The sequence below is a fragment of the Methylobacterium sp. genome (genome assembly GCF_019750675.1).
Lineage (GTDB): Bacteria > Pseudomonadota > Alphaproteobacteria > Rhizobiales > Beijerinckiaceae > Methylobacterium.
In genome coordinates, this window is the sequence record NZ_JAIEOF010000252.1 from 21,062 (window position 1) to 30,642 (window position 9,581).

Consider the following 9,581-nt stretch of genomic DNA (forward strand, 5'->3'; position numbering starts at 1 on the left):
CTCCGAAACCCTGCCAAGCGTAAGGCGGGACGCCCGATCCGGTCGCGGTCCCCGATGCGAGCGCAGGATACGAAGACCCGATGGCGCAGAGTCCGATCCCGGCCAGTTCCCCGTCGCGTAAGCCCCCCTCGCGCAAGGGGCTGTTCCTTCCCTACATCCTCCTCGCCGTCCTGGTGGTCGCCTGGTCGATCGGCTGGTTCTTCATCCGCCATCGCGCCGCATCCGAGATGGATGCCTGGCTGACCCGCGAGCAGGCCGCCGGCCGCAGCTGGACGTGCGCGGACCGCAGCATCACCGGCTATCCGTTCCGCATCGAACTGCGCTGCGCCGCCCTCGCCTTCAGCCGATCCGACAGCCGCTTCACCCTCGGGCCCGTCACGGCGGTGGTTCAGGTCTACCAGCCGCGCCAGGGGATCCTCGAAGTCGGCGGCCCGTTCCACGTGGAGCAGGGCGATCTCGTCGCGGACGCCACCTGGACCTCCCTGGTTGGCAGCTTCCACGGCGCCTCCGACGGCTTCGTGCGCGCCTCCCTGGTGGCGAACGACGCCAAGGGCAGCGTGCGCGGGGCCGAGCCCGATCCGATCGACTTCGACACGAAGCATCTCGAGTTCCACGCCCGCCCGACGCCCGGCCGCTTCGCCACGGACGGTGCCGTCGACACCAGCCTGCGCGTAACCGGCATCCGCTTGCCGCTCGCGGACGCGGCGCTGGGCAATACCGATCCGGCCGATCTCGCCGTCGATGCCACGGTCAACCGGGCGAACGCGCTCGGCACCGGCACGGTGGCGAAGGAACTCGACGATTGGCGCCGGGCGGGTGGCAGCCTCGACCTCGCCCTCCTGTCGCTGGCCAAGGGCGAGCGCCGGCTCCAGGCCAAGGGTAGCCTCGACCTCGATGCGGCCCACCGGCCGCAAGGGCAGCTCGACCTGCGCGCCGCCGGCGTCGAGGCCCTGGTCGGTCAGATCATGGGCCAGCGCTTCGGCGCGGAGAAAGGGGCGCTCATCGGAAGCCTCGTCGGCCAGCTCCTCGGCGGCCGCCGGAATCAGGCCAGCGCCGATGCGGGCGTGGCCGCGCCGGCCAACGACGCCCTCAAGGCGCTGCCGCCCCTGCGGCTCGCGGACGGCCGGCTGATGCTCGGTCCGTTCCCGATCCCCAACGTGCAGCTGCCGCCGCTCTACTGAGCGGCGTCGCGCCCTCAGGCCGCCGGGTCGCTCGGCCGGCCGCGGCCGAAATCGGCCTCCGCCGTCTCCTGGCCCATGGCGACGATGCCGCGGCGGATGGCCCGGGTGCGCGTGAACAGGTCGTGCAGGGCCTCGCCGTCGCCCCAGCGGATCGCCCGGGCGAGCGCGGCGAGATCCTCGTTGAAGCGCCCGAGCATCTCCAGCACCGCGTCCTTGTTGGTCAGGAACACGTCCCGCCACATGGTCGGGTCGGAGGCGGCGATGCGGGTGAAGTCGCGAAAGCCGCCGGCCGAGAACTTGATCACCTCGGATTGCGTCACGGCCTCCAGGTCGGCCGCCGTGCCCACGATGTTGTAGGCGATGAGGTGCGGCACGTGGCTGGTGATCGCCAGGACGAGGTCGTGATGCTCCGGCGTCATCGTCTCGACGATGGCGCGCAGGCCCTCCCAGAAGGCCTGGACCCGGGCCGTCGCCGCCGGGTCGGTGTCCTCGGCCGGGGTGAGGATGCACCAGCGCCCGGAGAACAGGGTCGAGAACCCGGCATCCGGTCCGGAATACTCGGTGCCGGCCACGGGGTGCGCGGGCACGAAATGCACGCCGGCCGGCAGATGCGGCGCGACGGCCGCCACCACCGAGGCCTTGACCGAACCGACATCCGAGACGATGGCCCCCGGCCTCAGGGCCGGACCCATGATCTGCGCCACCGCGCCCACGGCCCCCACCGGCACGCACAGGATGACGAGGTCCGCCCCTGCCACGCCGGCGGCGAGGTCGTCGGTGGCGTCGTCGGCGAGGTTCAGCGCCCGCACCCGCTCCAGCACCGCTTCGTCGCGGTCGATGGCGACGATGCGCCGGGCGAGGCCGAACTGCCGGGCGCCGCGGGCGATCGAGGAGCCGATCAGCCCGAGGCCGACGATGGCCAGGGTGTCCAGGGGACGCGCGTCGATCTCAGGCACGGGTCTCGCCCCGCACGAAGGCGGTCAGGGCGTCGAGGAAGGCGCGGTTCGCCTCCTCGCCGCCGATGGTGACCCGCAAGGCATCCGGCAGGCCGTAGGAGGAGACCCGGCGGGTGATGACGCCCCGCTTGGTCAGGAAGGCGTCGGCCTCCGCCGCGCTCCGGCCGGCCTCGGCGGGGAAGTGGACGAGGATGAAGTTGGCGACGCTCGGCGTCACCGCGAGGCCGAGATCGCGAACCGCCTCCGTCATCGCGGCGAGCCAGGTGTCGTTGTGGGCCACCGCCGCGGCCACGTGCGCGTCGTCCGCGATGGCGGCCGCGCCCGCCGCGATGCCGGCTCCCGACAGGTTGAACGGCCCCCGGATGCGGTTGACCGCGTCGGCCACCTCGGGCGGCGCGACCATCCAGCCGATGCGCAGGGCCGCGAGCCCGTGGATCTTCGAGAAGGTCCGGGTCATCACGACGTTGTTGGCCTCGAGCACGAGGTCGAGGCCGGCGCTGTAGTCGTTGGCCCGCACGTACTCGGCATAGGCGCCGTCGAGGACGAGGAGGACGTGGGGCGGCAGCCCCGCATGCAGGCGCCGCACCTCGTCGAAGGGCAGGTAGGTGCCGGTCGGGTTGTTGGGATTGGCGAGGTAGACGATCTTGGTACGCGGCGTGACGGCGGCCAGCAGTGCGTCGACATCGGCGCGGAGATCCCGCTCCTTCACCACCACGGGGGTGCCGCCCGCGGCCAGGATCGCGATCCGGTAGACCAGGAAGCCGTGCTCGGTGAAGATCCCCTCGTCGCCCGCGCCGAGATAGGCGTAGGCCAGGAAGGACAGCAGCTCGTCCGATCCGGCGCCGCAGACGATCCGCGCCGGATCGAGGCCGTAGCGGGTCGCGATCGCTTCGCGCAGGCGGGCCGCGGTGCCGTCCGGATAGAGCTCGAGCTTGGCGGCCTCCGCCCGCATCGCCGCCACCGCCTTCGGGCTCGGGCCCAGCGGCGTCTCGTTCGAGGAGAGCTTGTGGACCTTGGCCAGACCGGGCGCCCCGCTCTTGCCGGGCACGTAGGCCTCGATGGCGAGGACGCCGGGGCGGGGCACCGGGCGCGAGGGAGCCAGGGGGGCGGAGGATATCGGGGCAGAGGACATGAGGACGAGACCTGGGGGCCGCCGGTTCGTCGGCGAAGCGCCCGTCTAACAAAGCTCGCCCGGCTTTGCGAGCCGGCCCCGTGCCCCGGACCAGCCTCGCCCCGGAGCCTCTTGCTGCAGGCCCCGCGCCTCAGACCCGGAAGCGGGCGGCGTGGCTGCCGATCTCGTCGAGGGTCTTGGGCGCGGCGCCGGCCCGGGTCAGGGCCTCGTGCAGCTGCCGGGCGCTGACCCCGCCCGGGACGGCGAGGAGGAGGCCGTGCCCGCCCGGCCCGGGGGCGCGGGCGACGACCTCGCCGTAGAGGTCCTGCAGGGCGCGCATGGCCTCCGGCTCCCAGGCCGCGACGCGGGTGGCGTGCAGCACCCAATCGCGCTGGGCGGCGGCCGGATCGTCCAGCGGATTCGAGACCACGAAGACGGGTGTGCCGGCCGGGTGGGTCGGGCGCTCGATGAAGGGCAGGCGCGCGATGACCTTGGGGCGGCCCTCGCCGACGAGCCCTTCCCACCAGGGTGCCGCGTCGGTGGAGGGACCCGAGCCGTCCGGATCGAGGCGGAAGATGCCGAGGTCGCCGCGAGAGGCGGCCACCGCCTCGATCACCGCGAGGCAGGTGGGGTGCGGCCGGTAGGGCACCGTGAAGCCGAAGTGGAAGCGGGCGGAATCGCGCATCGGCGCATCCCCGCCCGAGATGTCGGCATGCACCGAGAACGGCGCCTGCACGTAGGTGAAGGTCGCGATGATGACCCGCCAGATGCCCTCCACGGTGTCCAGCGGCAGCAGTCCGCGATGGCGCTCGGCCACGCGCCGCATCATCGAGGCCTCGCGCCCGGGGCGGAAGGCCGAGCCGCTGGCCGAGGTGCGCTTGACCGCGATCAGCCGGTCGATGATCGACCCGCGCTGGATCAGCAGGGCGTGCATCTCGGCGTCGATCCGGTCGATCTCGGCGCGCAGGTCGCCGAGGTTGTCGAGGGGCGGCGCGGGTCTCGTCGTAAAGCGCATCGGGGGCTCGCGAGGGTGCGGTGGTTAAGGGAAGTTCCGTCGCCGGGGTCTCGCCTCCCCGTCGCCGCCGAACGGTCTACGATCGTGCGGGCCGAAGGGCCAGAGCACGGCGTTGCAGCCGCGCCCTTTCGTTGACGCGTGAGGAAGCGCACACTACCTCAACGCCTCACGGACGCATGGTCCTGATCCTCGGATGGCACGCCGAGCCGTCCCGCCCCGGACCGACGCGCCGTCTCCTCCAACCCGTTTCATCACCATGTCGCTGGATACCGCCCTGAAAGTCGGCACGCCCGAAGACGTATCGGCCCGCGCCGACGCGCCGGGCGCCGAGGTCTCCCAGGCCCACGAGCCGAAGGGCCTCGTGGCGCGGTTCGGGCCGGACGAGCCCCTGGCGATGGATGCCGGCGTGCAGCTCGCGCCGTTCCAGATCGCCTACCAGACGGCCGGCACCCTCAACGCGGACCGCTCCAACGCCGTGCTGATCTGCCACGCGCTCACCGGCGACCAGCACTTCGCCCACACCCATCCGGTGACGGGCAAGCGCGGCTGGTGGGAGACCCTGGTGGGGCCGGGCAAGCCCGTGGACACCGACCGCTACTTCGTCGTGTGTTCGAACGTCGTCGGCTCGTGCATGGGCTCCACCGGCCCGGCCTCGATCGATCCGGCGACGGGCCGCGCCTACGGACTCGACTTCCCCCTGGTGACCATCCGCGACATGGTCCGCGCCCAGGCGATGCTGCTCGACCGGCTCGGCATCCGCGACCTCTTCCTCTGTATCGGCGGCTCCATGGGCGGCATGCAGGTGCTGCAATGGGCGGCGAGCTACCCCGAGCGGGTCTTCGCCGCGATGCCGATCGCCACGGGTCCGCGCCACTCGGCGCAGAACATCGCCTTCCACGAGGTCGGCCGGCAGGCGATCATGGCCGATCCGGCCTGGGCCGAGGGGCGCTACCTCGAGGCCGGCACCCGCCCGGCCAAGGGCCTGGGTGTGGCCCGCATGGGCGCGCACATCACCTACCTGTCGGAGCCGGCCCTGCACCGCAAGTTCGGGCGCCGCTTCCAGGGCGGCTCGGCGCCGACCTTCTCGTTCAACGCCGACTTCCAGATCGAGAGCTACCTGCGCCACCAGGGCCTCAGCTTCGTCGAGCGCTTCGACGCCAACGCCTATCTCTACCTCACCCGGGCGATGGACTACTTCGACCTCGCCGCCGACCAGGGCGGCGTGCTCGCCAACGCCTTCAAGGGCACCAAGACCCGGTTCTGCGTGATGTCCTTCACCTCCGACTGGCTGTTCCCGACCTCCGAATCCCGCGCCATCGTGCATGCCCTGAACGCGGCCTCGGCCCCGGTGGCGTTCGTTGAGGTCGAGAGCGACAAGGGCCACGACGCCTTCCTCCTCGACGAGCCCGCGATGTTCGCCGCCGCCCGCGGCTTCATCGACGCCGCCGCCCGGGCCCGCGGCCTGTGACGGGACCCGTGGCGCAGGCCCACCGGCCCTGGGAGACGGCGGAGACGCTGCCGCGCGCGGAAGCGGGCGACACCCGCGTCGACCACCTCGTGGTGCTCGACCTAGTGCCGGCCAATGCCCGGGTCCTCGACATCGGCTGCGGCGACGGCGCCCTGCTGGCCCTGCTGCGCGACCGGCGCGGCGTCGACGGGCGCGGCATCGAGCTGTCGCGGGAGGGGGTGAACGCCTGCCTCGCTCGCGGCTTGCCGGTGATCCAGGGCGATGCCGACACCGATCTGGCGAACTATCCCGACGACGCCTTCGACGTGGTGGTCCTGTCCCAGACCATCCAGGCGACCCGCAACCCGCGCATCGTGCTGGAGCATCTCCTGCGCATCGGCCGGCAGGTCATCATCTCGTTCCCGAATTTCGGCCATTGGCGCGTGCGCTCGGAGCTGGCGCTCCGCGGGCGCATGCCGGTCACGGCCCTGATGCCGGAGGAATGGTACGAGACCCAGAACATCCACCATTGCACGATCCGCGACTTCGTCGGCCTGTGCCGGACGGTGAACGCCGAAATCGAGAAGGCCACCGCCCTCGATGCCAGGGGCCGGCCGATGCGCTTCGCGATGCCCTGGTGGGTCTGGAACCTGATGGGCGCGCAGGGTGTGTTCCTGCTGCGCCGGGGCGCGGCCGGGTCCAACGCCTAAGCACGGTTCGGTCCGGCCTGTTGCACGTGAAAACTCTTAACCCTGTTTGGCGCGTCGGATGAGCAGGGTCGCGACCTCGTAGGTCACCCGCGAGCCCCCCGCCTCGAAGCCCCGCAGCACGCGCCGCATCGTGCCGGGCGAGAGGGGTTCGGACGTGCCCGGCGTCCCGGCGCCGATGGCCCGCAGCGCGTTGAGAAAGGCGCGGCCGTCGGCATGGGCCTCGACCAGGGGCTCGGCGGAGACCGCGAGGGCGCAGCCCGGGACCGTCAGCGCGGCAAGCTCCCCCAGGGTCGGATAGGTCGGCGTGGCCGCCTCCAGGCCGAGCGCGGCGTGCGCGGCCCGCCACTCGGCGAAGGTGCCCGCGCCGAGGGTCGCCACCGCGAGCAGGCCGCCGGGGGCCAGGAGGGCGGCGAGAGCCGCCAGGGTTCCGGGCAGATCCGCGAACCATTGCGCGGCGAGGCTCGATGCGATCAGGTCGAAGCCGGGCGCCAGGGCGGGCCGCTCCGCATCCATGACGAGGAAGGTCGGGCTGGCGGCCCCGGTGAAGCGGGCGCGGCAGCGTCGCACCATGGCGGGGGCGATGTCCGAGGCGACGACGTCGCCGTCCGGGACGCGACGGCGCAGAGCCTCGGTCAGCAAGCCGGTGCCGCAGCCGACCTCGAGGATGCGCGGTGCCGGCGCCAGGACCTCGCGGCCGATCCGACGCGCGAGACGGTCCGCCACCGTGGCCTGGATCGCCGCCGCCCGGTCATAGCCCTCGGCCCCGTCGAAGGCCCGGGCCACGGCCTGTTTCCAGGGATGCATCGGGGCGACCGTCGGTGGCACGGGTTGGGGACGAGCGGGGCGATAGCCCCTCGCTCTCGTCGGCTCAAGGTGTTCCGGGCGCTACGCCGCGAGGGCCCGCTCGATCATCCCCGCCACGGCGAGCGCCCGGGCATCGTCGCCGAAGCGGGCGACGACCTGTACGCCCAGCGGCAGGCCGTCGCCGGGGACCGGGACGGTGACGCAGGGCACGCCCATCAGAGTCCAGAGGCGGTTGAAGCGCGCGTCGCCCGTGGTGCCGAGGCCGGCCGGCGCCCGGCCCGGGGCCGACAGCGTGAGGATCGCGTCGAACTCCCCGAACAGGTCCTTGAGGACGCGCCGGGCCCGGTGGGCGGAGCGGCGCGCCGCGTCGTACTGGGCGGCCACGAGATCCTGCGCCGCGTCGAGCTGCACGCCGAGTTCCGGGCTGAGCCGCGCCCGATGGTGCGCGTATTCCCAGGCCAGCGCCTGACGGGCCTCGTAATCCTGGATGATCGCGTGGCACGCCCAGGCATCCGGCAGCGGCGACGGCAGGACGAGGTCGACGACCCGCGCGCCGGCGGCCTCCGCCGCGCGGGCGGCCCGGGTCAGGGCGGCGACGGCGTCCGCATCGGGGGCATCGGCGAATCCCTGGAGGCAGAGGCCGATGCGGGGGGCCTGCGGGGCTGCGTCGAGATCGAGGTCGAGGGCGGGCCGGTCGGCGATCAGGCTCAGGCCCTGGGCGACGTCGAGGATGCCGGCCCCGAACAGCCCGACGGTGTCGAGGGCCCAGGAGAAGGTCTTCACGCCGACCGTCGGCAGGAGGCGGAAGGACGGCTTGATCGCCGCCACCCCGCAGAAGGCCGCCGGCCGGATCACCGAGCCGCCGGTCTGGGTACCGAGGGCCAGGGGCACCATCCCGGCGGCGACGGCCGCGGCCGAGCCCGCCGAGGAGCCGCCCGGCGTGTGGCCGGTGTCGCGCGGGTTCACCGTCGCGGTGGGGTCGTGGCTCGCGAAGGGCGAGGTCGTGGTCTTGATCAGGGGTACGGCGCCCAGCGCCCGCAGGCGCGCCACGATGGCGGCATCCGCCTTCGGCTGCCACCCGGCATAGATCGGCGAACCCATCTGCGTGGGCAGGTCGGCGGTGTCGATGATGTCCTTGACCCCGACGGCGATGCCCGCCAGCGGCCCCGTGCCGGCGATCGCGGGTGCCGGATTTCGGCTGACGATCGCCCCGATGCCGGGGTCGCGGGCCGCGATGGCGGCCTCGGCGAGGCGGATGGCGCCGGCGGGGTCGAGGGTGCCGGCAATGATGCGGGTGCGGAGATCGACGAGGGAGAGCATGGAGGCTTGGTCCGGTCTCGGCCGGCTCCTGTCAACACCCGTCCACAGGAGGCGGGCCCGCACCGCATCGTTGACGCATCGTTTACGCAACCCTGCGCATCTTCGCGGTCATGTGGCGTAGCGTATTCGCGTTCTCGGCCCTGACGCTGTTCGGCGCGGGCCTCACCGGCTGTGCACTCAACAAGTTTGAGCAGCGCGAGGCATGGCGTGACCAGACCGAGCAGGCCTGCAACGCCAAGCGCCTCGTGGAGACGACCGAGTTCGTCACCCCGTCGAAGGAGATCAGCGGGCCGGGCGTCTGCGGCATGCTGCAGCCCTACCGCGTCACCCGCCTGGGCAAGGGCACCGTCGCCCTGAAGCAGCGCGTCACCCTGGCCTGCCCGGCGCTCACCGAGGCCGAGGCCTGGCTGGCCGACACCATCCAGCCGGCCGCGAACCTGTATTTCGGCCAGCCCGTGGCCGAGATCAACGCCGGCACCTATGCCTGCCGGGGCCGCAACAACCAGGTGGGCGCCAAGCTCTCCGAGCATTCCTTCGGCAATGCCGTCGACATCATGTCGTTCAAGCTCGCCGACGGCTACGTCATCACCGTGAAGGGGGGCTGGCGCGGCACCGAGGCCGAGCAGGCCTTCCTGCGCGAGGTGTTCCTCGGGGCCTGCGCCCGGTTCTCCACCGTGCTGGCGCCGGGCTCGAACGTGTTCCACTACGACCACATCCACGTGGACCTCGCCCGGCACGACCCGCGCGGCCTGCGCCGCATCTGCCAGCCGCTGATCAAGTTCGTGCCGCAACTCGGTACGGATGCCGCGGCCCGCGCCACCGCCCGCCCGCGTCCCCCGGAGCGCCTGCCGGCGCCGCCCCAGGCCCCCATCGACGTGGAGGAGGACGATCCCTACGGCGTGACCCCGATGTCGGCGCGCCAGCCCGCCCGGCCGCCCGCCTCGCAACTGGCCCATGCCCCGGCGCGCCCGCCCGCGCCCCCCACCGCCTAGATAGGAAAGCACACGTCTGAACGCCAGGCACGCCAACTGGAACCC

9 protein-coding genes are annotated in these 9,581 nt (G+C 72.7%); 4 read left to right on the forward strand and 5 right to left on the reverse strand.

The window, feature by feature from the left end; genetic code table 11:
- The first annotated feature begins 80 nt into the window (after positions 1 to 80).
- Entirely contained in the window at positions 81 to 1,181 is a 1,101-nt protein-coding gene (locus tag K2X24_RS13060) for a DUF2125 domain-containing protein (protein WP_292498755.1), read from the forward strand.
- A gap of 14 nt (positions 1,182 to 1,195) precedes the next feature.
- On the opposite strand, the gene K2X24_RS13065 is transcribed toward K2X24_RS13060, so the two are convergent.
- The 3 genes from K2X24_RS13065 to K2X24_RS13075 all read right to left on the reverse strand — a co-directional run bounded on the left by K2X24_RS13065 (position 1,196) and on the right by K2X24_RS13075 (position 4,263).
- Positions 1,196 to 2,137, reverse strand: coding sequence for a prephenate/arogenate dehydrogenase family protein (locus K2X24_RS13065; protein WP_292498758.1), 942 nt, complete (start codon positions 2,135 to 2,137; stop codon positions 1,196 to 1,198).
- The gene (locus tag K2X24_RS13070; protein WP_292498762.1) at positions 2,130 to 3,269 is read right to left on the reverse strand and encodes a histidinol-phosphate transaminase; all 1,140 of its coding nucleotides are present in this window, start codon (positions 3,267 to 3,269) and stop codon (positions 2,130 to 2,132) included. The genes K2X24_RS13065 and K2X24_RS13070 overlap by 8 nt, the downstream gene beginning before the upstream one ends.
- 130 nt (positions 3,270 to 3,399) lie before the next feature.
- Positions 3,400 to 4,263 (reverse strand): chorismate mutase, encoded by an 864-nt coding sequence (locus K2X24_RS13075; RefSeq protein ID WP_292498765.1) that lies wholly within the window; start codon positions 4,261 to 4,263, stop codon positions 3,400 to 3,402.
- Between the two features lie 250 nt (positions 4,264 to 4,513).
- Between K2X24_RS13075 and K2X24_RS13080 the strand changes: the two genes are divergently transcribed.
- Positions 4,514 to 5,731 (forward strand): homoserine O-acetyltransferase, encoded by a 1,218-nt coding sequence (locus K2X24_RS13080; protein ID WP_283205920.1) that lies wholly within the window; start codon positions 4,514 to 4,516, stop codon positions 5,729 to 5,731.
- Positions 5,732 to 5,739: 8 nt separating this feature from the next.
- Positions 5,740 to 6,420: a methionine biosynthesis protein MetW gene (metW, locus tag K2X24_RS13085; protein ID WP_292498768.1), complete on the forward strand. Its 681-nt coding sequence runs from the start codon at positions 5,740 to 5,742 to the stop codon at positions 6,418 to 6,420.
- Between the two features lie 36 nt (positions 6,421 to 6,456).
- Here the strand turns inward: metW and K2X24_RS13090 are convergent, their stop codons facing one another.
- Both K2X24_RS13090 and K2X24_RS13095 read right to left on the reverse strand, forming a co-directional pair.
- A complete protein-coding gene (locus K2X24_RS13090; RefSeq protein WP_292498771.1) occupies positions 6,457 to 7,224 on the reverse strand; it encodes a methyltransferase domain-containing protein in 768 nt (255 codons plus the stop codon).
- Between the two features lie 81 nt (positions 7,225 to 7,305).
- Positions 7,306 to 8,544 carry an amidase gene (locus K2X24_RS13095; protein WP_292498773.1) on the reverse strand — a complete coding sequence of 413 codons (1,239 nt, stop codon included), beginning with the start codon at positions 8,542 to 8,544 and terminating at the stop codon, positions 7,306 to 7,308.
- Positions 8,545 to 8,654: 110 nt separating this feature from the next.
- Between K2X24_RS13095 and K2X24_RS13100 the strand changes: the two genes are divergently transcribed.
- Positions 8,655 to 9,536, forward strand: a complete 882-nt coding sequence (locus tag K2X24_RS13100; RefSeq protein ID WP_292498775.1) for an extensin family protein — start codon at positions 8,655 to 8,657, stop codon at positions 9,534 to 9,536.
- Positions 9,537 to 9,581: the final 45 nt, after the last annotated feature.